Source organism: Methanolobus sp. (assembly GCF_016278365.1).
Taxonomy (GTDB): Archaea; Halobacteriota; Methanosarcinia; order Methanosarcinales; family Methanosarcinaceae; genus Methanolobus.
The window spans coordinates 1-25,281 of the sequence record NZ_JADQBZ010000012.1 but is presented as its reverse complement, the minus strand read 5'-3'; the positions used below and the strand labels follow the sequence as shown (position 1 = coordinate 25,281).

General features: G+C 46.1%; 26 protein-coding genes and 1 tRNA gene. 9 read left to right on the top strand and 18 right to left on the bottom strand.

The window, feature by feature from the left end; translation table 11 throughout:
* Positions 1-3: 3 nt before the first annotated feature.
* Positions 4-222 carry a DUF2769 domain-containing protein gene (locus QZZ22_RS13120; protein ID WP_292465677.1) on the bottom strand — a complete coding sequence of 73 codons (219 nt, stop codon included), beginning with the start codon at positions 220-222 and terminating at the stop codon, positions 4-6.
* Between the two features lie 80 nt (positions 223-302).
* Positions 303-1,076: a GTPase gene (locus QZZ22_RS13115; protein WP_292465675.1), complete on the bottom strand. Its 774-nt coding sequence runs from the start codon at positions 1,074-1,076 to the stop codon at positions 303-305.
* Positions 1,077-1,182: 106 nt separating this feature from the next.
* Here QZZ22_RS13115 and QZZ22_RS13110 point away from each other — a divergent pair, with 106 nt between their 5' ends.
* Positions 1,183-2,004, top strand: coding sequence for a nitroreductase family protein (locus tag QZZ22_RS13110; RefSeq protein ID WP_292465672.1), 822 nt, complete (start codon positions 1,183-1,185; stop codon positions 2,002-2,004).
* A 397-nt stretch (positions 2,005-2,401) separates the two neighbouring features.
* On the opposite strand, the gene QZZ22_RS13105 is transcribed toward QZZ22_RS13110, so the two are convergent.
* The 12 genes from QZZ22_RS13105 to QZZ22_RS13050 form a co-directional block, all read right to left on the bottom strand.
* On the bottom strand, positions 2,402-3,109 hold the full coding sequence (locus QZZ22_RS13105; protein WP_292465669.1) for a YetF domain-containing protein: 708 nt from the start codon (positions 3,107-3,109) through the stop codon (positions 2,402-2,404).
* A gap of 101 nt (positions 3,110-3,210) precedes the next feature.
* On the bottom strand, positions 3,211-4,614 hold the full coding sequence (locus tag QZZ22_RS13100; protein ID WP_292465666.1) for a glutathione-independent formaldehyde dehydrogenase: 1,404 nt from the start codon (positions 4,612-4,614) through the stop codon (positions 3,211-3,213).
* 52 nt (positions 4,615-4,666) lie between these two features.
* Positions 4,667-5,248 (bottom strand): flavodoxin family protein, encoded by a 582-nt coding sequence (locus tag QZZ22_RS13095; protein ID WP_292465662.1) that lies wholly within the window; start codon positions 5,246-5,248, stop codon positions 4,667-4,669.
* A gap of 203 nt (positions 5,249-5,451) precedes the next feature.
* Positions 5,452-5,694 carry a hypothetical protein gene (locus QZZ22_RS13090; protein ID WP_292465659.1) on the bottom strand — a complete coding sequence of 81 codons (243 nt, stop codon included), beginning with the start codon at positions 5,692-5,694 and terminating at the stop codon, positions 5,452-5,454.
* Between the two features lie 313 nt (positions 5,695-6,007).
* Positions 6,008-7,393: a hypothetical protein gene (locus tag QZZ22_RS13085; RefSeq protein ID WP_292465656.1), complete on the bottom strand. Its 1,386-nt coding sequence runs from the start codon at positions 7,391-7,393 to the stop codon at positions 6,008-6,010.
* Between the two features lie 241 nt (positions 7,394-7,634).
* Positions 7,635-8,030 (bottom strand): hypothetical protein, encoded by a 396-nt coding sequence (locus QZZ22_RS13080; RefSeq protein ID WP_292465654.1) that lies wholly within the window; start codon positions 8,028-8,030, stop codon positions 7,635-7,637.
* Positions 8,031-8,065: 35 nt separating this feature from the next.
* Positions 8,066-8,503: a hypothetical protein gene (locus QZZ22_RS13075; RefSeq protein WP_292465652.1), complete on the bottom strand. Its 438-nt coding sequence runs from the start codon at positions 8,501-8,503 to the stop codon at positions 8,066-8,068.
* Between the two features lie 169 nt (positions 8,504-8,672).
* A tRNA-Leu gene (locus QZZ22_RS13070) sits at positions 8,673-8,760 on the bottom strand.
* 71 nt (positions 8,761-8,831) lie between these two features.
* Entirely contained in the window at positions 8,832-9,737 is a 906-nt protein-coding gene (argF, locus tag QZZ22_RS13065) for an ornithine carbamoyltransferase (RefSeq protein WP_292465650.1), read from the bottom strand.
* Positions 9,738-9,757: 20 nt separating this feature from the next.
* A complete protein-coding gene (gene purD, locus QZZ22_RS13060; protein WP_292465647.1) occupies positions 9,758-11,065 on the bottom strand; it encodes a phosphoribosylamine--glycine ligase in 1,308 nt (435 codons plus the stop codon).
* Between the two features lie 184 nt (positions 11,066-11,249).
* Positions 11,250-11,786 carry an orotate phosphoribosyltransferase gene (pyrE, locus tag QZZ22_RS13055; RefSeq protein ID WP_292465644.1) on the bottom strand — a complete coding sequence of 179 codons (537 nt, stop codon included), beginning with the start codon at positions 11,784-11,786 and terminating at the stop codon, positions 11,250-11,252.
* A 75-nt stretch (positions 11,787-11,861) separates the two neighbouring features.
* The gene (locus tag QZZ22_RS13050; protein ID WP_292465641.1) at positions 11,862-12,419 is read right to left on the bottom strand and encodes a CDP-2,3-bis-(O-geranylgeranyl)-sn-glycerol synthase; all 558 of its coding nucleotides are present in this window, start codon (positions 12,417-12,419) and stop codon (positions 11,862-11,864) included.
* Between the two features lie 121 nt (positions 12,420-12,540).
* Between QZZ22_RS13050 and QZZ22_RS13045 the strand changes: the two genes are divergently transcribed.
* Together QZZ22_RS13045 and ccsA are read left to right on the top strand one after the other, a co-directional pair.
* On the top strand, positions 12,541-13,497 hold the full coding sequence (locus tag QZZ22_RS13045; RefSeq protein WP_292465638.1) for a cytochrome c-type biogenesis CcmF C-terminal domain-containing protein: 957 nt from the start codon (positions 12,541-12,543) through the stop codon (positions 13,495-13,497).
* On the top strand, positions 13,494-14,555 hold the full coding sequence (gene ccsA, locus QZZ22_RS13040) for a cytochrome c biogenesis protein CcsA (RefSeq protein WP_292465635.1): 1,062 nt from the start codon (positions 13,494-13,496) through the stop codon (positions 14,553-14,555). Before QZZ22_RS13045 ends, ccsA begins: the two co-directional genes overlap by 4 nt.
* A gap of 54 nt (positions 14,556-14,609) precedes the next feature.
* Here the strand turns inward: ccsA and QZZ22_RS13035 are convergent, their stop codons facing one another.
* The 3 genes from QZZ22_RS13035 to xseA are packed head-to-tail and all read right to left on the bottom strand — an operon-like array spanning position 14,610 to position 16,980.
* A complete protein-coding gene (locus QZZ22_RS13035) occupies positions 14,610-15,416 on the bottom strand; it encodes a methyltransferase domain-containing protein (protein WP_292465632.1) in 807 nt (268 codons plus the stop codon).
* On the bottom strand, positions 15,403-15,741 hold the full coding sequence (locus QZZ22_RS13030) for an exodeoxyribonuclease VII small subunit (protein ID WP_292465629.1): 339 nt from the start codon (positions 15,739-15,741) through the stop codon (positions 15,403-15,405). Before QZZ22_RS13030 ends, QZZ22_RS13035 begins: the two co-directional genes overlap by 14 nt.
* A gap of 39 nt (positions 15,742-15,780) precedes the next feature.
* Positions 15,781-16,980, bottom strand: a complete 1,200-nt coding sequence (gene xseA / locus QZZ22_RS13025; protein ID WP_292465626.1) for an exodeoxyribonuclease VII large subunit — start codon at positions 16,978-16,980, stop codon at positions 15,781-15,783.
* A gap of 212 nt (positions 16,981-17,192) precedes the next feature.
* Here xseA and QZZ22_RS13020 point away from each other — a divergent pair, with 212 nt between their 5' ends.
* From QZZ22_RS13020 to QZZ22_RS13010, 3 genes are all read left to right on the top strand, one after another.
* Entirely contained in the window at positions 17,193-19,772 is a 2,580-nt protein-coding gene (locus QZZ22_RS13020; protein ID WP_292465623.1) for a type II/IV secretion system ATPase subunit, read from the top strand.
* The gene (locus QZZ22_RS13015; protein WP_292465620.1) at positions 19,753-21,645 is read left to right on the top strand and encodes a hypothetical protein; all 1,893 of its coding nucleotides are present in this window, start codon (positions 19,753-19,755) and stop codon (positions 21,643-21,645) included. The genes QZZ22_RS13020 and QZZ22_RS13015 overlap by 20 nt, the downstream gene beginning before the upstream one ends.
* Before the next feature lie 121 nt (positions 21,646-21,766).
* Positions 21,767-22,336 carry a flavin reductase family protein gene (locus QZZ22_RS13010; RefSeq protein ID WP_292465617.1) on the top strand — a complete coding sequence of 190 codons (570 nt, stop codon included), beginning with the start codon at positions 21,767-21,769 and terminating at the stop codon, positions 22,334-22,336.
* 11 nt (positions 22,337-22,347) lie between these two features.
* Here the strand turns inward: QZZ22_RS13010 and QZZ22_RS13005 are convergent, their stop codons facing one another.
* Positions 22,348-22,533, bottom strand: a complete 186-nt coding sequence (locus QZZ22_RS13005) for a 4Fe-4S binding protein (RefSeq protein ID WP_292465614.1) — start codon at positions 22,531-22,533, stop codon at positions 22,348-22,350.
* Between the two features lie 88 nt (positions 22,534-22,621).
* Here QZZ22_RS13005 and QZZ22_RS13000 point away from each other — a divergent pair, with 88 nt between their 5' ends.
* The 3 genes from QZZ22_RS13000 (at position 22,622) to uppS (ending at position 25,166) form a co-directional block, all read left to right on the top strand.
* On the top strand, positions 22,622-23,683 hold the full coding sequence (locus QZZ22_RS13000; protein ID WP_292465611.1) for a radical SAM protein: 1,062 nt from the start codon (positions 22,622-22,624) through the stop codon (positions 23,681-23,683).
* A 117-nt stretch (positions 23,684-23,800) separates the two neighbouring features.
* A complete protein-coding gene (locus QZZ22_RS12995; RefSeq protein WP_292465609.1) occupies positions 23,801-24,112 on the top strand; it encodes a DUF2551 domain-containing protein in 312 nt (103 codons plus the stop codon).
* Positions 24,113-24,272: 160 nt separating this feature from the next.
* The gene (uppS, locus tag QZZ22_RS12990) at positions 24,273-25,166 is read left to right on the top strand and encodes a polyprenyl diphosphate synthase (protein WP_292465606.1); all 894 of its coding nucleotides are present in this window, start codon (positions 24,273-24,275) and stop codon (positions 25,164-25,166) included.
* Positions 25,167-25,281: the final 115 nt, after the last annotated feature.

The following is a 25,281-nucleotide window of genomic DNA, read 5'->3' as shown; positions in this document are numbered from 1 at the left end:
AACTTATTGACAGAAATATTCGCCTTCGAACCTGAACTTGCTATGAATCTCACACCCGATACATAAGCATCCTGCTTTTTGCTGTACGTTGGAACTCCTGCCTTTGGCACAGAACATGAATGTACCTTTTCCGGGATAGGAAGGACACTGGGGGCAATTACACCCTTTGGAGTGATGATAGGATGTGCATACACCAAAGTACTTTCCGCACATTTCAGACATATGATACCTCAATTCCAGAGTTGTCTGCCGGCCTAAAACATTTACGCATAGACTTGACAACAACAGGGTAAGCATATCTATCAGACAACAAGGATTCCTTTTTGCCAGTCATCGATTATCTTCCAGGAAACCCGCATCTCATCTATCTCGCCCTTTTTCTTCAGGAAATTGCTCTTTTGCCCTATAAGTTCGATAACTTCATAGGCGTCCTGCTCTTCGATAGTCACATTGTATAATGATTCAAGGGCAGCTTTGTTTTCAGAACATAATATTTCGACCATCTTGAGGGCCACTCCAAGAGTATCCTTCAGGTGTGTTGCATCCTTTATCCCCAGAAGGCCCTGCATGCATTCATCATGTTCATCAAAAGGTATCACTCCGGGAGTGTCAATGAATTTGATGTTTGAGCCTGCGTTCACAAGCTGGACTCCTTTTGTATGGCCGGATATGGATGATGTGCCGGCCCTATGCCTCCCGGTAACACCATTTATCACAGAGGATTTGCCGACATTGGGGTAGCCAAGACACCCGACCAGGATATCTCCTCCCTTGAGTTTGTTGATGCCGGCGAGTTCCATTATCTTATGCCTCAGGATAGTCGTGCCGGACTTGTCCTTGCCCGATACGAAAACTGTTGGAGCGATTGTTGAGAGAGAGGATTTGGCCTTATCCAGGCTCTTTTTTGATACAAGGTCACATTTGTTAAGGACGATTATGAACGGCTTGCCCATACGGATTAGATCGTCCTCCACGTGACTGTTCCTTGTCTCCTGCGGAAAACGCGCATCCACTATCTCAAGAAGAATGTCTGCTTTATGAATTACATCCTTTACGAGCATTTTGTAACTTGCCATGCTATTGCTACAGCACTTTAGGATATAGACATATTGTGCGAGCTCACCGGGAACAGTGCAAACGTTTATTATCATCTCTTGCTAGTTATTAGCGGAGTTCTACACCATGACAACCATTGCAATTGACCCGGACACCTGTTCGAAATGTGGCACATGCATCGAGATATGCGCTCTTGGCCTGATAATGAAAGGTAAAGGCAATATGCCGTTCATGCCTGATGAGGTCGAAGCCTTCTGTACAAAATGCGGTAATTGCGAAGCCTTCTGTCCCGAAGGAGCAATCCTGCCTGAGTATGATACCCGTTACCCGACACTTTCTGAAGAGGCGAGGCAGGATATCACTGCCGGAAGCCTTGGACTGTACATGCGCCAGCGCAGGTCTGTACGTAACTACCAGGATAAGATAGTAGACAGGGAAACCATAGAGGACATAATTGATATCGTGCGCTATGCGCCTTCCGGGATGAACAACCAGCCCGTACACTGGCTCATTGTCCACGACCCGGCACAGGTACGTAAACTCGCGCACATTACCATTGACTGGATGCGCAGTATCATGGACAGCGGCATAGAGCACCCCCTGAAGCCAATCCTCCCATCACTTATTGCTGCATATGATAACGGAAAGGACCCCATCTGCCGTGGTGCCCCGCATGTTGCCATCGCCTATGCGGCTGCTGCAAACCCCATGGCTTATACTGACAGCCTCATCGCCCTCTCATGGTTTGAGCTTGCAGCCCCCGCATTCGGACTGGGTGCCTGCTGGGCGGGCTTCCTCAAGATAGCCGCATCCTACTGCCAGGAGCTGAAAGACGAGCTTGGCCTGCCGGAAGGGCATGAAGTGCAGTATGCCATGATGTTCGGATATCCGAAGTACAAAGTATATGGCATCCCCGGACGCGAGCCCGCAAGGATCACCTGGAAATGAGCATTTGCTTTCGAAAGGATACTGTATGAAAATAGGAATATGCGGAATCGCTTGCGAGAAATGTCCTAGAATGACAGCCAGACAGTGCCCTAACGGGGACAAAGGTTTGCATACCAAGGCAGAACAGATTCTGCAGGATAACGAGCTGTGCTTGAGAGAAATATAGCACTATGCTTTAAGTGCGGGGAATTCACCTGTGAGCTGACAAAGGAGGACCCATCAGCTACGAGTACTGCCAGTACCTGACAGGAAAAGTATATAATTTCCTCTAATCCTTTATTTTTTATTATGCCTGTGAGAACTCTAAAGCGAGTCTCTTTGAGAGTAGAGACTAAGGGGAATATAACTGAGAAACTTTATCTGTACGTATTGGCTTCTTCACTCGTCCTCTAAAGAATCATGGTTCCGTAGACTCTATCCACTGATCTCCCCTACATGCCGGGAACACATCACCCTCGCTCAGCTTTCTTGTCTCCCCGGTAACATAACATGAATAGTAGTCTGATCTGAGAACCTTTGTATCAGTCCTGTGATGCTCCGGATGTCCTGGAAGGTCATCTGATAAAGTGGTCAGGCCATGAGTCATTTTATCAGGTTCAAACCTGTAAATGCTTAAGCTCCCGTTTCTCTCAATGTACACAGCTTCAAGCTCCCCCAAGTGTCTTACGCTCTTGTTCCTCAGCATAAGGAAAACCTCTTCACGGGTAGTAGAGATTCGGTTCATCATTCCTACATCTATTACTCCGTTACTTATTATTTTCCGGGGTGTTCCCAAGGCAATATCCTGATAAAAAGCACTCCTGTTCAGCAATGTATTCTGAAGTTTGAACATCAGCACCACCGTTATTATCACGAACACACCCCACAGAAGAGCCGTGTCCGGGTAGACCATGGGTTCACCTACGGAAGTACCAAGGGCTATGATTATGAGCTGGTCGAAAAGGGTAAGCTGTCTTACTGTCCTCCTTCCAAGAAGTCTCATAAAAACAAGGGAAATCAGGAACAGTACAGCAGTCCTGAACATTACCTCCAGAAGGAATCCCCATGGTGTGGAGCCTATAAAAATCCTTGCCATATCAAAGGGTACAATATTCTCTGTTGCCATAACAGATATTCTTGCCCGTGAATATAAACATCTACATCTCTGCCTATTCCGGACTGCGGCAGAGATGTTTGTAAGGATTTAAAAATGAAACAAGGAGAGAATCATTTTGCAGGGTCTATTATCACCTTTGTATAACCGTCCTCCCGTCTGGCGAACTTCCTGTAGGCATCCGGCACTTCGTCAAAGGATATCCTGTGGCTTACTATGAAACCGGGCTTCGCCTTTCCTGCAATTATCAGGTCCCTTAGCATGATGATGAAGGTTTTCACAGGCGTCTGGCCTGTACCTACGGTCATGCCCTTTTCCCAGAGTTCACCGAGGGGTAGCAGGAACTCGCCTTTCTTAGCATGGGCATTGGAAGCTCCCGGGTCGTCTGCGGTAAAGACACCGATCAAAGCAAGATGACCGGTGGGGTTGATGAGCCTCACAAGGTCACTTATTACCTGAGTGGGGTTCTCCTTTGAAGGATCAGTTCTGTCCCTGGCCTGGTAGCCCACAGCATCTATGCCGGACATGACGCCTTTCATCTTTTCTTCACCTGGCAGCAGCGACTGCACGATCGCGGGATTCACGGCCCTTAAAGTCTGGATGACCTTTACAGGATCGCTCCGGTCGACATCAAGCTGAATACCTGCACTCTCGGCCAGCTTAGAGATGCCTGACATAAGACTTTCCATCTTATCTTCTCCGGGAAGCACGGTGTCCACGACCGAGAACTCAGCCCTCAGGGCTTCTATCTGGGCGACGGGATCGCTCATGGTGAAGTCGATCGGTATAGCACCTATACTTTTTGCCAGTTTCAGCCTTTCAGGGATGTGGTCCACCACGAACACCTGGCCGGCTCCCTGGAGTACTGCTGCGTAGGCCGCCAGCAGTCCCACAGGACCGGCGCCAAAGACGGCTACCGGGAAACCGGGCATTACCATGGCCAGCTTTGTAGCGAAGAAGCCGGTCGGGAATATATCGGCCAGCATGACAAAGTCATGCTCCCATTTATCATTAGGCTTACCCGGCAATTTGGTGCAGTTGAAGTCGGCAAAGGGCACCCTGAGCTTCTCCGCCTGTGCGCCCGCATATTTACCCATCTTGGCATACCCGAAAGCTCCTCCTGCGGTCTCCGATCTGATGGTGAGGCAGGCGCTGGGGAATCCCATGACACAATTCATGCAATGCCCGCAGGCCACATTGAAGTTAACGACCACCCGGTCCCCTTTCTTGTATGAGTACACGGCACTGCCGACTTCCTCTATCACTCCCAGTGGCTCATGACCCAGTATCTTGCCGGGCGTTTCGTTCGTTCTGCCTTCATACATGTGAAGGTCGCTTCCGCAGATAGCAGTGGAGGTCAGCCTGACGATGGCATCTGCCGGATGCTCGATCTTAGGCTCATCCACTTCCTCTACCGCTACCTTGTTAGGTCCTTTGTAAACAACTGCTCTTATAGTACCACCCCATACCTGATACGAGTTCCGGCGCCTGTTTAAAGCGCCCTCCCCATACAGCATGATCCTTATGACAAGGACGAGCCGGGACTATAAATGAGCTGCAGAATGTAATCTAAGGATTATTATGAATCTTCTTCAGCAGCCACGCCATGTTGGAGGCCAGGTCCCTCATGGTCTGCATCCCTTCAGCGTCATCAATCACATCCCCCGGATTGAGCCCCACCCCCAGGTTCCAGTAAGAAGAGCCCACGGTGAACATATTGGATATCCCAAAGAGATGGTTGATGGAATCATAAGCATGCACCGCCCCTGCCCTGCGCACGGCCACCACAGCAGCCCCCACCTTTCTGGCAAGGAAGCCCCCGTTCGCTATAGACACAAATCCCGCACGGTCAATCAGCGCCTTCACCTCGGTTGACACATCAGCAAAGTAAGTCGGCGACCCGATAACGATCCCGTCCGCCTCCCTCATCTTCGCGATACACCCGTTGATCGGGTCGTCATCGAACACGCATTGCCCGTTCTTCATCTCAAAGCACTTCATGCAGGCAGTGCATCCATGAACCTTCTGCCCGCCTATGTGTATAAGCTCAGTCTCCACGCCCTCGCCCTCAAGCTCCGAAAGAAGCTCTTTCAGGAGAGCGGCTGTGTTGCCCTCTTTTCGTGGGCTGCCGTTTATTGCTATTACTTTCATGATGTTGGTTCCTCTTTTTGTGATTAGGATTATAAATTAAATCGAAGTAGAGTATGAAGATGAGAGTATAAAATAATAGGGAATATATGACTTTGTAGTATATTTAAGGGTTTAATCATTTAAAGTGATTATGAAAATAAAGTAGAAAACAAGGTCTACAGAGCCTGGAAAGCAAATTTCAAGGGACGGATTAACCAGACAAGTTATTTCAAATTGAGCATACTTTTTACCTTATCAATCTTCTCTTGATGTTCAGGACTTCTTGTAATGACGATGTTATCGTTTTTTCTATTTTTAAGAGACGGAGAAGTATTTTCAGTTTGCTTGTTAAACGGTTGGTTTAATGGCACCTCATTTATGCAAGTTTCAGTCGGATTCATGTTTTGAGGTTCCATCGATTGTTTGCTTTTTTCCTTTTGATCAAGTATTAATCTGTCAATCCCCATGCCATTCTCTCCTGAAATCTCATATTTAGCTGCAACTTGAAGAAATTATATTCAACACTGCCGTTATTTCATAATCTCAATAATCTGCGAATCTTGTTTTTTATTTTAGAGTATAAGCTTGAATCCCGTTTTTTCACAGATTGGGCATAACTTCGTTGCGCGAAATCTTCGATATTCGTACCCCTTTTATAGTTAATATTGCCTTTAGAATCCCTTTTTGTATAATCCCTGTCAGCTAGCCCCATTGTTAATCTCCATCAATGTCGTTACCATTTTTTTAATTCTGCTAAAGTTACTTGAATATGTCGGAAAACTACAACTTCCAATATATATCTACTTCTTTGACAACACCCATACTTTCAAAAAAGCCTCTGAGGCGTACATTATCTTTACGTAGTTCGTAAAATTCGTATTCAGGAGTATTTGTGTAATGTATAGAAACAATGCCGTATTCTTTCCCTTTTTCGACGTATGCAATTTTGTCAAAGCTATCCAATTCTTGTAACTTAACATCAGAACCAGTGCAGTCTACATATGTTAACCCTTTATCAGTTGTTTCAAATGCATTCAAAGCATGTCCGTCACTGTCACTATAGAAGTATATTGTAACAAAAGCTGCCCTAATTCCTGCTTGTTCAGCATTGTTATGAAGTCTTTCTGCAAAATCAGAACATACAAAAACGTCATCTTTATACAGAATCCTATCTGTGTCATCTGTTTTCAAAAATGTTATTAGTTCATCCCATGTTGGATTAGTTGCAGATTCGTTGTTAATTAAAACTACAGGTTCGCCAGATGCTTTAAGATTAATTATGCCTAGTGAAGGATTAAACACATTTTCATTAAAATCATCTGATGGAAAAATATCATCACCATAAAACCATATTATCGATAAAACTGAGATTAGTGCAAGAATTGTAAAGATCTTACTATATGGGATATTTGATTTCTTCCGTACTCCTGTGTGCTTTAATATTGGAAAATCAGAGTCTTGTTTCTTATTCCCACAATAAATGCATACACCCTCATATTGACTTCCAGAGAAGTCATTTCCTATCCGTGTTCTTGAATATGTATGTTCTTTGCATTGGGATTCTGAAATTTCATACTTTTTTGGTTTAATTACTGGTTTAATTACTGGTTTTGGTTTTGATTTGATTACTGGTTCAGATGGTGGTTGAATTACTGGTTCAAGTTTGGCTTTAATCTTGACTAAATCTGCTTGTCTGCATTCTACAAAATCATCTCTTTTGGAACAACTTGGTTCTGATTTATTTATTGCAGAATTGTATTCAATTTCATTAACCAGCCCTATAAATTTTTTTGAACATTTTGGACATAAACCATTCAACACTGCATCATAGCTAATATCACGAACTGAATCCATGCACTCGTGACAAAAATACTTTTTACACGTTGTACACTGTTCAGATTCATACTTCACTATTACTTCATTAACAAAATAGCTAGAAACTATGCCATCCTGAATTCTATTTTTTAAGACTTTTTCTCTATTATATGATGTTTTAAGTTCTTTTTTACAATATTCACAGTATTTTGCATTGGATTCTTTATCATTCAACGCAGCTTTATAGGATTCGTTTACAAATTCATCTAAGTCTTTAGAATGTATGTTTTTCGAGTAGTCAATATTTCCATTTTTATCTCTTTTAGTATAATCCCTTCCATCTAAAGCCATTATTTATCTCCGGCAGTAATGTTCATTAGGACAGTTTCTGTTTAAAGTTATAGGTTATAAAAAGATTTCTATTTGTTTATGCTTAGTGTCATACGAAATATTTAAGATTAAGCTCGAAAGTGAAGATAATCCTACAACTGAATACTTTGGCTTACTTGAAGATTAAAGATAGAAATATTAAGAAGAATCAACAGTTTAGTTTTAAAGTTGATTAACAAACTTCATTTAGATTAATTGGGATTTAGAGCTTGTTGGGAAAGACAAAAAGAGGAATGAACACAGCCATAATTATAAGAAGTATATGCAGTAAAAAAAGAAACATTTTGATATAAGATTGTGTTATTTGCAATTCATTTGATGTTAGGATATAGTAAGAAGAGATAAAACCAAACAGCAAAAATAATCCCAGTTTTTCAAAATAAACCCTAATTGGAATTTGTTTGTTCGCAGATTTTAACATTGTATTTCTTTGCTTAAACTTGCGAAGAGCATCATCTTCTGCTGATTGAAGCTGTTGGACTGAATCAGAATAACCAAGAAGATATGCCTTAAAACGTGAATGCTTTTCTCCTTCTTCACAACTTAAGTTACTAATATCATCCGGTTCAATGTCTATAAATCTTTCATCATCGAACATGCTACCCAAGTCCTTATTTTATTATAAATCGTTAATTATAAAGTTTCAGGTGCATCTTCCTTTTTATATAGAGGTTTTTTAGGAAGTAGTCGAAGTGGTACAAATAATCCTAAAATCATGATTACTGCTATAAATGAGACTATTATTGCATAGATTCGTAATTGTGTTTCTTCAATAAGAGGTAATCTGAAAATAGCTGCAAATAGAACAACTGACCCACCTATCGCTGTAGCAGCCACTCTCCAACAATATGCTAAAAATGGTATGTAAGTCGAATCTGCTCTTTCATAAGAGATCTTTTCTTTTTCCTCATGAAAAGAGGTTGCTTGGCTGCTAAATGCCTTAGCCAATGATTGATTATAAGCAATCTGATCTTCTATAAATTTATCAAACAACTTCCTTTCAGCTGGACTTAATTTAATATAGTTTTCAGCTTTATAATTTGTTGGTAATTCTACCGAGAAATCTCTCATAAGACCACCTTAGTTATAGAGAGTGTAAAATTTTTAGGATATATACATTTCTATTTTATTCTACAATTCCACTAATATAAAAAAACATTGCAGTGTATAAAGTTGAAATGAAAGTGTATGTAAAAAGTAGCGTACATAAAATTTGTGTTAACCATATCCCAAAAAATCATGGTGCGGGAGATGCGATTCGAACGCACGAACTCCTACGAGACTAGACTCTGAATCTAGCGCCTTTGACCTGGCTGGGCGACTCCCGCATTGTGAATGATGCTTAGTAGCGCTTTTTCTAGTTAAACTTTGTGTTTGGGTGAGAATATGGGGATGGCCCTCAGGCCATCATTCTCAGCAGGAGGGCTTTCTGTGAGTGCAGACGGTTCTCGGCCTGGTCGAAGACTACGGAGTGAGGGCCGTCCATGACCTCAGCGGAGATCTCCTCTCCGCGGTGTGCGGGGAGGCAGTGCATCACGATGGCATCCTGTCTTGCAAGGTTGACAAGTTCCGTGTTTATCTGGTAGGGGGCGAGGTCCCTGAGGCGCTTCTCGCGCTCGTCCTCATCTCCCATGGACACCCATACGTCGGTATAGAGGACATCGGCATCCTTTGCAGCCTCTGCGGGGTCGTTGGTGACCGTCACTTTGCCGCCAAGCCGCCTGGCCTGTTTCACTATCTCCGGGTCTGGTTCATATCCGGGCGGGCAGGCAACCGCGATTTCTATTCCCACCAGCGTACAGCCAAGGATGGCGGAATTGCACACATTGTTACCGTCGCCGACCCAGGCATATTTCAGTCCCTTGAGCCGGTTCTTGTACTCGCGGATGGTCATCAGGTCTGCGATTATCTGGCAGGGATGCTCCCTGTCCGAGAGTGCGTTAATGACAGGCACATCAGAGTGCGCCGCAAGCTCACTGACAGTATCGTGGCTGTACACCCTTGCGACAATACAGTAGAGGTAGCGCGAGAGCACTTTGGCGGTATCGCCCACAGTCTCTCCGCGGCCAAGCTGCATATCCCTCGGGTTCAGGTACAGCGCATGGCCCCCGAGGTCGTTCATGGCAACCTCGAAAGACACCCTGGTGCGCGTGGATGATTTCTCGAAGATCATCCCGATGCTCTTATTCTTCAGAAGGTCGGTGACCTTGCCCTTCACACGTTTTTCTTTCAGGTCTGTTGCCACATCAAGGAGTTCGATGATCTCTTCCTGCGAGAGGTCAGCCATTGAGATAAGATGTTTCATGCTATCATTCCCTTGGTCAGTTACTGCATATTGCGTATCGTCCTCATGTGATCGATACGTCTCTGTATGAGCCCTGCAGTGCCGATATCCCGCCTGGAATGCAGGTCCCCTTTAAGATTGTCCAGCGCATGCTGTGCGATCTTCTCAGCCTCAGCAATAGTATCCGCAACACCCACCACTGCCACAGCCCTTGAGCCGGTGGTATAGACCTTGCCATCACTTTCATAGACACTTGAATAGAAGAGCAGGGCATCGCCAATATCTCCCACACTGACTTCCCTGTCACTCGTCGGAGCGTCAGGATAGCCTGCAGGAACAGCGTATTTGCACACAGTCGCCTTCCTGCTGAACTTCACGTCAAGCTTATCAAGCGTGCCCATAACAATAGCTGACAGCACATCCGTATAGTCGGTCTCCAGAAGGGACAACACATTCATGGCCTCGGGATCACCAAAGCGCGCATTGAACTCTATCACTTTGGGCCCGGCCCTGGTAATCATGAACTGGCCGTACAGGGCTCCCCTGTAACCGACGCCTGTGACCCTGCGAAGGGCCCTGATGGTATCCAGCATTATCTGCTTTGCCTGGCTTACATCTTCCTCCACAAGGAATGGCAGGATCTCTCCCGCATCATTGTAAGAGCCCATACCCCCGGTGTTAGGTCCAAGGTCGCCCTCAAAGGCACGCTTGTGATCCTGCACCGTCGGCATGAAAGCCAGGTGCTCGCCATCCACGAACGCCTGCAGGGTGAATTCCTCACCCTTAAGGTTCTCCTCCACGACCACGCTTCCGGTTGCAAGCAGGCTTGCTGCATACTCCTTAGCAGCATCCAGGTCAGGCAACTGGTCGCCCATTACCTTTACGCCTTTGCCACCTGTAAGGCCGGCAGGCTTGACAGCAACATCGCCAAGCTCGTCAATGAAAGAGTCCATAGGCCCTCTCTCCGTGAACACTTCAAATCTCGGGCAGCCCGCTATCCCATTATCCTTCATGAAATTGCGAGCCCAGCCCTTATTGAATTCTATTTGTGCCACCGCTTTTTTAGGGGCGGCAACACTGATATCGGCATTTTCCAGGGCATCGGCAAGGCCCACGGAAAGCGGGGCTTCGGGCCCTATGACTGCTATTTCGATATTCTTTCTGACTGCGAACTCGACTACCTTCTCAACGTCTGTTTCCTTGGAAAGAAGGAAATCCTCACATAGTTCTGCGATTCCCGGATTCTTCTTTGACATTACTGCAAATAGAGAAGGTTCTTTCCTGCTCCTCGCCAGTGCTGCCGTGATAGCGTGCTCCCTTCCGCCACCACCTACTACTAAAATGTTCATGACTTAAAACCTCGTTATTGAAACAATTATGACTACGACCTGTTGCTCGATAGGGATTTGTTTGTTAGGACATGATTCGGGTCCGTAATCGGACCGCTAATTCATTAGAAACTGGAATAGCATAAAGTGCTAGTTATTGTAATAAATAATTTACTATCTCATTTTCCCGTGAAAACTACAAGTATCAGACCAGATCGCTCGCCCTCACAAGCGGTATAAGCTTCACACCGATGGAAGCGAGATTCTCCGTAGCTCCCGATTCACGGTCCACGACAGTAACAACATGCTGAACTTCACCACTTTGTGCGCGTATCGCCTCAATGGCATCCTTCACAGAACCACCGCTTGTGGTCACATCTTCCAGAAGCAGCACTTTTGAGCCCTCTCTTAGTTCACCCACAAAACGCCCGCCTGTGCCATAGCTTTTGTCATCTTTGCGTATAAGCAAGAGCGGCAGTCCTGATTCCAGGGACACGGCAGTAGCCAGGGGGACGCTGCCAAGCACCACGCCGCCAACCGCATCTACCGGCATGCCCGCTATAACCTTTGTAGCTTCCTGCGCAATGATCCTGAGGGTCACAGGGTCAGTGCTTGCTTTCTTGATGTCGATGTAGTAAGTGCTCTTCTTTCCGGAGGCAAGTGTGAAATCCCCGAACCTGACAGCACCGCAGGTTTTCAGCGCATCGATAAGTAATAGTTTGCTTTTCTCTGATCCTGGCATATGATCACCTGATTGGAAATGAAAATATATCCCATATATTGTAAAATTATAACAAAAATATATACTGCCCGGGCTTTACCAAGGCTCTTTCTTTACCCCTATAAGGTATCCGACGACGTTTGTAGAAACATGCAACAGGGGGGTGATAAGAATTACCGCAAGTGCTACGTAGAATGTAAAATTGGCTGTGAACCAGGAAGGTGCTACAATATACGTCAGTACCCATGCCCCAAGCACAAAATCAAGCTGGTCAACACCCGGAAGTGGAGCACCTCTTTTAAGTCCCAGCCTGCGTTTAAAGAAACTCATGGAAAGATCCCCAAGCAGTGCCCCAAAAGCCAGCGCGAATATTACAACAAGGGCGCCCGGCATCTCGCCAAAGGATGGAAGTTCTATCCCAAAGATAGTGGTCTGACGTGACATATAATACATTTGCAGCAGGCCAAGCAACATCCCGCACACTGTGCCTGCAATAAGCCCACGGAGTGTCTTGCCGTCACCCAGTATGCGGCGCCCGTCCTTAAGGGTCTTTCCACCATCAAGGGGCCTGCCACCACCAAATACGGCAGCTGTTGAATTTGGGATATATGCAGGAAGCATCAACCAGAGAGCAGTAAGCAGTATCTCTATCATTATGTCCATCCGTTTTAACACGTTTGTATGCACATGATTGCACGGCATCTATTTAAATTATGATGTGCCTGCAAGAGAAAACTCTATTACATACCTATTGTAAGATTAAGGCTGACAACAGATGAAAAATACAAGGCCCCTACTGACACCTAAAAATACAATGCTTGCTGCTGTTGTTGTCTTTTTGCTCCTGGCAACAATAATATTGATGGGTATGCTCACACCGCTTATTGCAAAGCTGACCACCGGGGCGGAGATACGTCTTGAACCCGGTTATTTCAACTACCGGACAGCTTTGCCTACAGCTGGGCTTGTAATACTACTGAGCGTGTGCATGCTCGCAGGCTATCTGGGACAGAAGAACACTGCGGTGATAGTAGCAGGCTATACGGCACTTGCAGCTTTCTTTGCACTTATATCGCCGTTTGGGAACCTGGCCATAGATGTTTCCATTCCCATAATTGCACTTGCCTTATTTGCGACCATATACAAGATCGGAAGAACATTTACAAGGAGTTCCTTCGTCGCAACAGCCAGGGGTGCAAGCGCACACATCATCCACCTGGGAATACTATTCATCCTGCTCGGGATAGTGCTTAGTGCTAATATGAAAATGGAAGGTGCAAATGTGATCAGTTCTGGTAACATAGGGCATTTCCCTGGGCAGGACTATGCAATAAAGGTCAGCAATATGAGTTCATACTACTCAGGCGACCCATACCAGACATATCCCGGATCCGCTTACACAACTGAGGTGGATTTTGACATATACAGGAACGGAGCTTACTTCCGGGAAGGTCAGGTAAAGTACATTACTGATTTCAAGTGGGGCCAGAGTTATACAACCACATATATACACCGCGGGCTCACTGAAGAGCTCTTCATTGCTCCCAGGGCCATCAGCCTGCAAAAAGGAGAGGTTGATCTCTACATGAGAACCGTACCCTACATAAATTTCCTTTGGGGCGGTTTCTATCTTATGGTCATAGGTATCACTGCACTCATCGCAACAGATTACGGAAGCGATAGAAGAGCCCGGGTTCCGAAAAAGGATAAGAACATAAGAGGCAAATCATGAATTTCGGGATGATCCTTATCTGGATAGCCTTCCTCACAGGACTGGGAGCCACAGTATTTTCACTTGCCTATCACTTGAAAGGACGGCACACCCATAGCACCAACTCCAAAAAGATGGAGATGGCGTGTGCGATATCGGCCACACTATCCATAGTGCTCCTCGTTGCACACCTTTTGAGAGTCAATGCATCCTACTATTATGTTTACAGCCACTCCAGCACGGACCTTGTATGGTATTACAGGATCTCGGCTCTCTGGGCAGGCCAGGAGGGCTCGCTACTGCTCTGGGCATGGGCAATACTTGCAATACTACTGCTTGTGCAGTACACCGGACAGACTAAAGAACTTACAGATACCAAACTGATGAACATCACCCGAATGGTATCTCTTGCCATCGCATCGGTCTTCCTGCTGATACTGGTCATCAAGAACCCCTTTGCCACCTACACCATTGCAGGCACAGGCATCGGAATCAATTACTGGGACCCTTTTGCAACCCTGGTAGAAGTACCCTACGGGCAGGGTATGAATCCCCTGCTGCGCAACCCCTGGATGGCCATACACCCACCGGTACTGTTCCTGGGATACGCAGCTTTCACGATACCCTTTGCAGCAGCTGTTGCTAACCTCCTTGCAAAGGATGGCAGATGGACAAACATCGCAAGGGACTGGATGCGTATCGCATGGCTCTTCCTTACCCTTGGCATCGGACTCGGAGGCTTCTGGGCGTATGAAGTGCTTGGATGGGGGGCATGGTACTGGTCATGGGACCCGGTGGAAACATCATCACTCATTCCCTGGATAACAGCCACCGCATTCCTGCATGCCAGGACACGCACCTCCCACGGAGAGTATGGGTTCCTGGCGCCCCTGCTTGCGATGGCATCATTCATACTTGTGGTATTTGCCACCTTTGTGACCCGCAGCGGCATGTGGGCCTCGGTCCACTCATGGCAGGATTTCAATACAGAAGGGATGGTAATAGCAATATTCCTTGCTGCCTTGCTCGGCAGCGGTGGATTTCTGCTTGCCAGAAGATATTTTGAAGACGATGACTGAAAGTCCAGCCTTCTTTTTTAATATGGACTACTTTTTGTCCGGTTTTATTTGTTTCTACTTGATGGCTGACACATTGATTCTTCGGAAAGTTTCAAAATAGGAGTTATCAGGCTGAAAAGCTGCCTTTTTTGTCTTTTCAACGACCATATTCCTAAAAAGAGCGGATTTTTCCTCAGACAGCACCCTAAGGAAGGGTACGAGGCTTGGCTGTTCAATCCAACCTACAAAGGACTGCTCATCCGGAAAATAGCGGTCTGCATTCTCCATCCACACCCTGTAGGCCCGGAATCCTGCTGAGCGGATCAGTTCTTCATAAGTCCCTGCGTCAGGCATATACCAAGGCCAGTCGAAATCACGGAAATCATCTTCAAACCCAGAAAAAGATATGGACTCTTTCAATACTCCTGAAATAGTGGGACAGTTGTCTTCTCCTGCAAACTGCATCCTTACAGTCCCGCCAGCTTTAAGGGAAGCATGTATCTTACGAAGCACAATATCATGCTCTTTGACCCAATGCATGGCTGCGTTGGAGAACACAAGGTCGAACTCTTGAACAAAATCCATATCCCGTATATCCAGCAACTTAAACTCCATATTCCGGAGCTTATGGGATTTTGCCTTGCCAAGCATGGAAGAGGAACTGTCAATTCCAAGGACCTTTCCTTCGGGCACTCTTTCAGCCAGCTCTCTTGTAACAAGGCCGTTGCCGCACCCAAGGTCAAGTATATGTTCCGAGCCTTCCAGTTCAAGTTCTTCGATCAGCTTGTTGCCCCATTCTTTCTGGTGAGAGGAAGAACTCTCATATTTTTCACCGTCAAATCCTTTACTAACAGGAGCACTTGCACACTTATCCGTCCTCATTGAAAGTACTCACCCTGACCTTGCCATTCTCTTCAATGAGCATCTCTATCTTTCTTTCTGCTTTTAACAGTTTCCCGTTGCATGTGCGGGCCAGCTTCATGCCTCTCTCGAACAGCTCCAAGCTCTCATCCAGAAGCAACTGTCCTCGTTCAAGTCTGTCTACCAAGGCTTCGAGCTCGTCCATGGACTCTTCAAAGGTAGTATCATCATCGTCGATTTCCCTATCCCGGGTATCAGTTTGATTCTTATTGTCCATGTTCCCCACATCATCCTTATCTCCCGTACTTTCCTTGTTATTACGGTCCTTGCTAACACCCTTGACCATATACATTCCTCCATCCTTTTTCTAGTCTTCTTTTCGGTCTTATTTCCCTTTTGATACATTATCCACACTGCACAGGATAGTACCATCTTTTACTTTAAGGTTCAGGCATTCTCCTGTACTCACATCGTCCACCCCATGAACGGGCCTGTTCCCGTCAGCTATCATCGCGATGCAGTACCCACGCTCCAGGGTACTCAGAGGACTGACGGCATTCAAACGGCCTGCCAGGCCACTCAAGGAAATGCGCTTGGATTCCATGACCCTTCCCGCATGGCGCTCCAACCTGATATTCAGCTCATCCACCCTCTGGTAATTCTGGCGAAGGAATTCATTGAGCTTTTCAGGACCGATCCTGCCGGAGAGGTAGTCTAGCTGGTCCGAGAGGTCGGAAATCTGGCGTATTGCAGCCTTCCCCATACGTGCCGACAGGGAGCCTATATGCCTTTTCAGGTCCGAACTGTCCGGGACTGCCAGCTCAGCCGCGGCTGATGGCGTGGGAGCCCGCAGGTCTGCCGTAAAATCAGCTATTGTATAATCGGTCTCATGTCCCACAGCCGATATCACAGGAACCCTTGATTCGAATATTGCCCTTGCAACAGTTTCTTCATTGAATGACCAGAGGTCCTCCAGCGAGCCTCCGCCCCTGCCTACGATGATGACATCAACATCCGCCCTGTTGAGGTGCTCAATGGCTTTTACGATGCTTGGAGCGGACATTTCCCCCTGCACGACAGCAGGGGCCAGCAGCACATTCACAGGATACCTGCGCCCGAGCACATGCAGGATATCATGGATAGCTGCACCTGTGGGAGAAGTGGCAACACCTATCCTTTGCGGGAATCTCGGAATCGGCCTCTTGCGTGATCTGTCAAATAGCCCTTCAGCCTCCAGCTTTGCCCGCAGTTGCTCGTAGGCCTTGTACAGTTCACCTATACCGTCCGGCCTCATATCAAGTATATGGAGCTGATACTGTCCGCGAACCGTATAAACGTCCAGCGAGCCAAATATGAGAACCTTCATGGAAGATTCAGGTTCGAACTTGAGCGACCTGTTGGTCGACCTGAAGCTGACACAGCTTATCTGGCTGCCTTTATCCTTCAGGGTGAAATAGTAATGGCCAGAACTATGTTTTGTGAGGTTTGATATCTCCCCGCGCACCCAGACCTGGTTAAGCAAAGGATCCTGGCAAAGTAACTGTTTGATATGATCGTTCAGTTGTGAAACAGTATAGATTCCCATAGTAATCTCCCGGCCTTTATGAGAACGCTTTGCTGGTATTATATCATAAAGGAAGTTGTGTGAAAGTATTATGCCAACTTTTATATTACTATTCCCGGCATGACTACTTTTAAAATAATAATACAATAAGAAAATTTATCTACAGGTTGATTTCGAAATGTTTTAATAGTTAGTCAAATTCCTTTGTAAAATATCTAAAAAGGAGAGACGATTTGACCAAAACGCAATCAAGACCGGATATTTACCTTGTGGAAGAACAAGGACTGCATGAAATCAAAGCAGTCAATGCAAAAGAGTTACAAAAAGAGGAAAATATAGAAAACAGCACCCTTGTGAAAATGCACTCATATGCACCCAAAAGCGAGTTCATCCGCAAGGTAAGGGCTACAAGTGAATGGTGTTCGCTCTTGGTGGACGATATCATATCCGGGATATCCCTCCTGAAGAGGAACAGCGGGAACGAAGAAACGCTCTGTCCCTACAAACTGAGATCCTCGAAAAAACACGGGATAATAACCGTGAACTGCAAAGAGTGCTCTCATGGGTCCACATTCCAGAACCCGGTCTGCAGAAGGAATGTATTTAGCATACTCCTCAGAGAACCCTTAATTGACAGGCTTGTTCTTTCAAACCTATATGAGAGGGACTATGAAGGGAAAAATCTTGCAATCATCTACATGATGGCACATCTCCACGACCGCCTGAGCTCCTATTCCACTGCAAGGTTAACACATGAGGATTACACCTATAAGGAGTGCAGGAAATGTGCATCCATCCGCCAGCAATTGATAGAGGACATTATTAAAACATCCGGGCAGGATCCTTTGAGAGCCTGTTCTATGATTCACCAGTACTGCGACCCTTGCAGTCTTAGAGATATGAGAGCAGAAGAATACGATGAATGCGAAAAGTGTTTTCAGGATTTCACGAGCATCTTTCAGGAGATGTCCACATATTCTCTCGACATAAAAAGATCCTTGCACACTCAATGTGCAGTGCCCTCAGATGACTTTGAAAGTGCAGATTACGAAGTATACCTGAGATCATATGTCAGACCGCCTTTTTCCACTTCACGTATATACATCGAGCCTCCAGACAATACGGTCTTCCTTGAGTGTTATGACATTGATCACATGAACGAAAGGTCACTTCCCGTATCCATCTACCAGCTGACTGACCGGCCAGAGAAGATTTATGTCATAAACCCTGCGGAGTATTGTCTTGAAGCTGACGAGCTGGAGGTTATTGAAACTGTGAGGAAGAAGATGATCAGACATCGTCCGAAAGACCTGCAGTTCGCAAACCCCTCCAGTTCAAGGAACTATTTTAAGCTCCTGGGAAAACGCCTCTTACTGGAGGAGGCTGAACTTCGGAGAATGACACTAGAGCCTTCGAAAGTTAAACTCTACACAGACATCCTTGCCAAGTACACAACTGGCCTTGGCATACTTGAGGACCTGCTCTCTGATGAAAGGATCACAGATGTGTATGTCAATGCACCGGCTGACAGGAACCCTGTGCATGTTGTGCTGGACGGGGAAGAGTGCGTCACCAATATTTTCCTGTCCCAGGATGACATGGACTCGATGGTATCCAGGCTTCGGTCTATAAGCGGTCGCCCCTTTGGGGAAGCAACTCCGGTGCTTGAGATGTTCCTTAAAGAGTATGGGGTGCGCGTGTCGGTCATCGGGGATCCCCTCAGTGCAAAGGGAATAGCCTATGCGTTCAGGAAGCATGCAAAGGACCCCTGGACGCTTCCAAAACTCATCAACACCGGTTCCATATCCCCGCTGGCTGCGGGGCTGCTGAGCTTTATCATGGATGGGCAGGCCTCTATACTTGTTGCGGGTGGCGTGGGAGCTGGCAAGACATCTCTGTTGAGCGCCATGCTGCTGGAGATACCCCAGAAGTACAGAATACTCACCATTGAAGATACACCGGAAATACCAATTGAACAGCTTCAGGGGATGGGATGGAAGGTGCAGGGACTGAACTCACAATCGGCCATCATAAAATATGGCATCGAAATAGAGCCATCAATGGCGCTCAGGGCTTCCCTGAGGCTTGGAAGCTCATCCCTTGTAATGGGAGAGGTCAGGGGTCCCGAGGTTTCGGTCCTTTACGAAGCCATGCAGGTTGGAGCAGCCGGTAATTCGGTCATAGGTACTATCCATGGCTCATCAACGCGTTCGGTCTACGAGCGTATAGTGCACACACTTGGCGTCCCGACTGCATCTTTCAAGTCAACGGACGCAGTAATAGTTTGTAGCAATACCAGAATCGAAGGAAGCATGATTTCAAAACGCAGGGTTATCCAGATAGCCGAGGTCAACGAGAATTGGGACCCCCAGAACACTGACACTGTGTTCTCTGATGTACTGAAATATAATGCATCTCTTGATTCTCTGGTACCGGCTGATATTATGGATAGGGGACAGTCGGTGCTCATAAGCAAGATAGCAGACAAGTGGGGCATGACCATCGACCAGGCTTCCCAGAATATACGCCTGAGAGCAAAGATCAAGGAGAAAATGGCCGCTTACGGTAAAAAGGATGTATTCTTTGTGGAATCGACCACGGTCAGCACAGCAAACAATATGTTCTGGCTTCTAACAGAAGAAGAGAAAAACTCCCAGGGAGGATTTGATCCGGAGAGGATCTACATGAGATGGTCGGAGTGGTTTGAGGATTTCGCATCAAAGAACTCACCCCGGTTTGCGCAGCATATGGATGGATTTCCTGGCACGGACAAAAACGTCCTGATAACAGCAGGTGGTTTCTCTGAGCAATGAAGATAACTGGTATTACCACGGCTGCAAGTTCACGTTCAGGAACTTTAGCTGGCTCCTTTGGAATCCTGCTTCCTTTAGAAAGAAAGCGGATAAGGCTGTGAGCGAAGAATACAGGGATTCACTTGTATATACGGGACTTGATCTGGAACCTTATGAAACTGCATTCTTCGCGTATACGGTATCAGGTTTTATGTTCCTTTGCTTCCTCATTGCAGATTTTATCATATTCAGGCTCACCAGCTTTGAGGCTGCCACGCTCAAGATAACTGTGGCCATAAGTCTTATTCTTCCACTTCTCACATTAATATATCTCAGCGAGTACCTCAAAATATACTCCCGGTGGATGAAGGTCCGTTCCCTTGGAGATATGCCCGAGATCCTGAGTTACATAGTTATGTCAATGAAACTTGTCCCTAACATGGAAGTAGCTATCCGGTTTGCTGGCGAGAGCTCGGACAGGCCTCTGGCAAAGGATCTGAGAAAGATGCTATGGAACCTCCATGTAAGGGAATACAGAGGAATGGATGATGCCACACTGGAATTTGCGAATATATGGGGCAAGAATAGTGAGTATTTCAAACGGGCCCTGCACCTTATCAAGAGCTCGACCAGTGAGCCGGATGAAGCCCAGAGAGTAATAACTCTGAACAGGGCCCTTGACATAGTGCTGGAGAACACAAAGAGACTGATGGAGAACTTTGCATCGAAGCTGAAAAGCCCCACATACATCCTGTACTCCATATTCATCCTTATCCCTCTTGCACTGGTCGCTCTCATGCCTGCGATAACCGTGGTAGGTATCCGCTTTGGCATAGGCACCCTTGTTGCATTGTATAACATAATCCTGCCGCTGGCTACATTTGCCTATGCGGAATATATCCTCATGCAGAGACCTGCCACTTTTGTTCCACAGAATATACCCGACAGTCACCCGCAACTGACGGGCATAAAGAAGAAAAAGGCGGCTGCTGCACTGATATCGGCTGTTCTGGGCATGGGAATAATCTTCCTTGGCTACTTATGGATGGTCCTGGGAAATCCCGGCAACATTATATCAACCGCAACACTTGAGGGTGTCCTGCCCCCCGGACTGCTTATCCTGTGGGGACTGGTCTTTGCAATTGCATTCTACCTGAACATAAGCTATACACCCTACAAGAAGATACGTGACGAGATCAAGAGGATGGAAATCGAATTCTCGGATGCCCTTTTCGTATTGGGCAGGAGAATATCCGAGGGCAGGGCCACCGAGGAGGCGTTCATGCACACGGCATCTACCATGCAGGGATCACAAATAGCCGAAGCATTTGAGAGGATATCCCTGAACCTGCTGAGCATCAGGGCGGATATCATGACAGCCATCTTTGACGATGAGTTTGGAGCATTCAAAGATATCTACTCTGACAGAATAAGGACTACCATGAAGCTCTTTGTGGAGAGCGCACACAAAAGCCATGAGGCGGCAGGTGTAGCCATTGTCAAGCTTGCAGACCACCTCAAGGAACTGCAGGATGTCGAGCAGAACATTAAGAGGTCGCTATATGACATGACATCCACAATGCGCTCAACAGCAGCCATCTTCGCACCTCTGATAGCAGGAGTTACCATGGCCCTGTCGGAAGTCATTGCAAAGATACTTCAGAACATATCCCACAGCATGGCGAACCTTCCGCCAAATATGATACCTGGGCCAGGACAGATATCCCCGGCAGACCTTGAGCAGTCCATCCCTTCTGACCTGTTCATGCTCTCAATAGGCATATACCTTATCCTGATCACGATAATACTCACCCGTTTCTCAGGCACCATTGAATACGGAGGAGACAGGGCTCAGCTGATGTACGACATGGGACAAGTCCTTCGTTATCCATAATCATATTCACTCTTTCAACAGTGGTGTCAAGGGTCATCTTCAGGGGGCTTGTGTAATATGGCAGAAAGTTCCGTAAAGTTCAATATCCATCGGTCAAATATAGCTCAGGGAGTTGATATCGATGAAAATATCCATAGGAGCTAAACCATTTGTTTATCCTGCACCTGCATGGGTGATTGGTACATATGATGCGTTCGGCACCCCGAATGCAGCGACCATTGCATGGGGAGGCATTTCCTGTTCAAGCCCCCCCTGTGTGAGCATATCCCTTCGGAAAGCGACATACAGCTACACTAATATTATGGAAAAAGAGGCGTTCACTGTAAACATACCTTCAGAAGAATATGTGAAACACATGGACTATTGCGGGATGACGAGCGGAAAGGATGAGAATAAGTTTGAGACTACCGGCCTCACCCCCGTGAAAAGTGACCTGGTATATGCACCTTACATCCAGGAATTCCCAATTATACTTGAATGCAAACTGATACACAGTTTTGAGATTGGGCTCCATACTCAGTTCATCGGGGAGATCATGGACATCCGGGCAGAAGAATCCGTGCTGAATGAGAAAGGTGTGCCGGATATCGAAAAAGTGAGACCGGTCATATTCGGACCGGAGATTCGGAATTATTATGGAGTTGGTAAAGTACTGGGTAAGGCTTTCTCCATCGGCAAGGAGATGAAATAGAGAGTACAGCTTTAATCGATATGGATCAGTGCCTTGTTTGGGCATACTTTAATGCATGCCATACAAAGAGTGCATTTACTGTAATCCACCCTTGTAAAGCCCTCGACCCTGTAAAGAGCTCCGTAAGGACAGGTATTGTCGCATCTGGAGCATTTCCTGCAGCCTATGACTGCTATGTGACTCTCCCCTTCCTGCATACGAGAATATATCGAAAGAATGATACATTAAAGTATTGAACCACATCTGTTAACTAAGCTTATATATGACCAGCGTATAGAGTCCGAAATGAGTAACTTGAACCAGACTGAATCAGGATCATTCCATACATATCTGTCCGAGGGTTGCAAGCTGTGCCAGCAGGGAGCCAAGATGGTACTCTTTATTACAGGGATATGCCCCAGAGACTGCTTCTATTGCCCGGTTTCAGTTGAAAGAAGGAAGGATACGACTTATGCGAATGAAAGACCTGTCAGTTGTGATCAGGAGGTATTGGAAGAGGCAAGGCTAATGGATGCCCTGGGAACAGGCATTACCGGTGGAGAGCCCCTGCTAATGCTTGAAAAGGTGCTTCATTACATAAGGATTCTTAAATCCGAATTTGGTAAGGGGCACCATATACACCTGTACACTTCACTTGCACCTGATGAGGACACCGTGTCCAGGCTTGCAGAAGCAGGCCTTGATGAAATAAGATTCCATCCCCCTGCTGATATGTGGAACGCATTGGAGACTAGTCCGTATGCCGAGTCCATAAGGTTTGCCAAAGAGTGCAACATCACAACCGGGATAGAAGTCCCTGTTATTGAGGGAATAGAGAAGGTCGCGGTTTTTGCCAGGGATATAGAGTGCTTTCTCAATATGAACGAACTGGAATTCTCGGACTCAAATGCAAAGGGCTTGAAGCTCAAAGGCTTTGTACTTGAAGGTGATATATCTAACGCTGTTGCAGGTTCAATGGAACTTGCAAGAAGTATGTTCAGTGAGAATAGTGCAGGCAAAGTGCATTTCTGTTCATCGACATATAAAGATGCTGTCCAGCTCAGGGAACGCCTGTTACGCGTTGCCTGCAATACAGCAAGAGCATTTGATGATATAACTGAAGAAGGCACTCTCGTTTATGGAGAGATCGTATGCAAGGACGAGACAGCCGCACAGGGAGTAACAGAATTGCTTATCGGACGAGGAATTTCTCAGGAAATGTTAGAGACAAAAGATCATTCTGTTGAAACAGCCTGGTGGATACTTGAAGATGTTGCAGAGCTGTTAAGAGATAATACAAAGGACTTGTCCATTATAGAGAGATATCCTTTCGAGAATGGATTTGTCGTTGAGAAGATACCTGTCTAGAGCCAACTTATATATCTTAGAATGATATAAGTAGTACGATTTTCATTACGCGCGCAGGTTTTGCGTGCTCACAGGTACAATAGTTTTATAAGATAAAATAACGTATTTAAAAAAGAGGTGTTTGTACTGGAAACGATAGAAGAGCGAGTAAGGGATAGGCTAATAAAATATCTCAGTCGCGATGATACGGGTATACGCAAAGTAGTATTGAAATTATTCCTGAGTGGTGGCAAATTCACTACAGGTGACGTGTACGAACATCTTAACAATGCAGATTTTGATGTGAGCTACAGGGGCGTTTCTGCAATGGTCGGCCTTATGAACACAAGACTTGGCATCCTTAGTATTGATGTTACCGGTGACCATAATATATATCTGCTGAAGGAAGACTACAGGAACATAGTAAAGTCAGTCCTGGAGAATTATTAATTAGTGGTGAATTATTGGAGGTCAGGCTTGCTTCCGTCGTTGTTATGCAACTGCGACAATCTATCTTTATCCCAATTTTACATCTATATATTTTAATTAAAAATGAAAACGGCATACATCGCAGAGTGAGATATTCGATTGAGACTAACTGGTGTACCGTATGTTAAAGCACATACCCCCATGGATCCATAAGGGATACGAACATCTTCTGACACAGGAGGTAAAAAGTGCCCCGATCCCAAGGCATGTTGCCATAATAATGGATGGTAACCGCAGGTATGCACGTAAGCTGGGTCAGATGGCTTCTTTTGGGCATATTAAAGGGGCCGATATAACAGAAAAGGTCATTGAGTGGTCCTGCGAACTGGGCATCGAACACCTGACGATATATGCATTCTCCACAGAGAACTTCAGCCGCCCAAATGCTGAGAAGGATAAACTGTTTGAGCTTATCGGATTGAAGTTCGATGAGATCGGAGAGAATGAAAGGACCCATGAAAGAAGGATGAGAGTTCACGCCATTGGAGATATCGATAAGTTGCCCGACATGCTTCAGGAGTCCATAAAGAACGTGGAGCTTGTGACATCAGGTTATGACCGGTTCAACCTCAATGTTGCAATTGCTTACGGAGGTCGCCAGGAAATTGTCCAGGCAGTGAGAGAAATAGCCATGATGGTGGAAAAAGGGGAAATTGAACTCAATAACATTAATGAGGACACTATCTCAAACCACCTCTACCCGGTCGGTGGATCCGCCCTTCCCGACGTAGACCTTATAATCCGTACCGGAGGCGATGAACGCGTATCCAATTTCCTGCCATGGCAGGCAAATGGCAATGAGTGTGCATCCTATTTTTGTGCGCCGTTCTGGCCTGAGTTTCGCAAGATAGATTTCCTGCGCTCCATAAGAGTATACCAGGCTCGCGTAGAAGAAAGGAAACAGCACGCAACTGTACGTGCTGCTCATTTCCTGAAAGCGCTTGGCAAGGCAGAAATAAGTGAAGTAAAACATGCCCCACTAACAGAGAATGCACATAACAGGATAACTGACTAGTAAGCACAGCAGATAAATCTCAGACTAAAAGCTATTTTTAAGAAACAGAGAAGAATAGTATGCGGGAGGTGTGATTCGAACACACGAACTCCTACGAGACTAGGCCCTCAACCTA